The sequence below is a fragment of the Acinetobacter sp. 1124_18A genome (genome assembly GCF_052824995.1).
Window position 1 is genome coordinate 1 of the sequence record NZ_VTDF01000021.1, and the last position, 1,179, is coordinate 1,179.

At 44.4% G+C, this 1,179-nt stretch carries 1 protein-coding gene; it reads right to left on the bottom strand.

All coding sequences use genetic code 11. From position 1 onward, the window contains the following. The coding region (tuf, locus tag FY048_RS18915; RefSeq protein WP_446092162.1) for an elongation factor Tu at window positions 1-1,179 on the bottom strand (1,179 nt) is incomplete at its 5' end.

Genomic DNA, 1,179 nt, shown 5'->3' on the forward strand with positions numbered 1-1,179 from the left:
TTATGCAGTTACTTTCGCAACAACACCAGCACCTACAGTACGACCACCTTCACGGATCGCAAAACGTAGACCTGGGTCCATTGCGATTGGGTGGATTAATTCTACTGACATTTCAACGTTGTCACCTGGCATAACCATTTCAACGCCGTCTTGTAATTGGATTGCGCCAGTTACGTCAGTTGTACGGAAGTAGAACTGTGGACGGTAGCCGTTAAGGAATGGAGTATGACGACCACCTTCTTCTTTAGAAAGTACGTATACTTCTGCATCGAATTTAGTGTGCGGCTTGATTGTACCTGGTTTAGCAAGTACTTGACCACGTTGTACGTCTTCACGCTTAGTACCACGTAGAAGAACACCACAGTTCTCGCCTGCACGACCTTCATCAAGCAATTTACGGAACATTTCTACGCCAGTTACAGTCGTTACTACTGTGTCACGAATACCAACGATTTCAACTGATTCGCCAACTTTAACGATACCAGATTCAACACGGCCTGTTACTACAGTACCACGACCAGAAATAGAGAATACGTCTTCGATTGGCATTAAGAATGCTTTGTCGATAGCACGTTCTGGTTCTGGAATGTAAGAATCAAGTGCAGCAACCAATTCGATTACAGCAGATTCGCCATACTGACCTTGGTCACCATTAAGTGCAGCAAGTGCTGAACCACGGATGATTGGAGTGTCATCACCTGGGAAGTCATAAGTAGAAAGAAGTTCACGAACTTCCATTTCTACTAATTCAAGTAATTCTTCATCATCAACAAGGTCACACTTGTTAAGGAATACAAGAATATAAGGTACACCAACCTGACGAGAAAGAAGGATGTGTTCACGAGTTTGTGGCATTGGACCATCAGTCGCAGCACATACAAGGATCGCGCCGTCCATCTGAGCAGCACCAGTAATCATGTTTTTAACATAATCGGCGTGGCCCGGGCAGTCTACGTGAGCGTAGTGACGGATTGGAGAATCGTATTCTACGTGTGAAGTATTAATTGTAATACCACGTGCTTTTTCTTCAGGTGCCGAGTCGATTTGTGAGTAATCTTTCGCTTCACCGCCGTAAGTTTTTGCACAAATAGTTGCAATCGCAGCAGTTAAAGTTGTTTTACCATGGTCAACGTGACCGATTGTGCCCACGTTTACGTGTGGCTTATTACGTTCAAACTT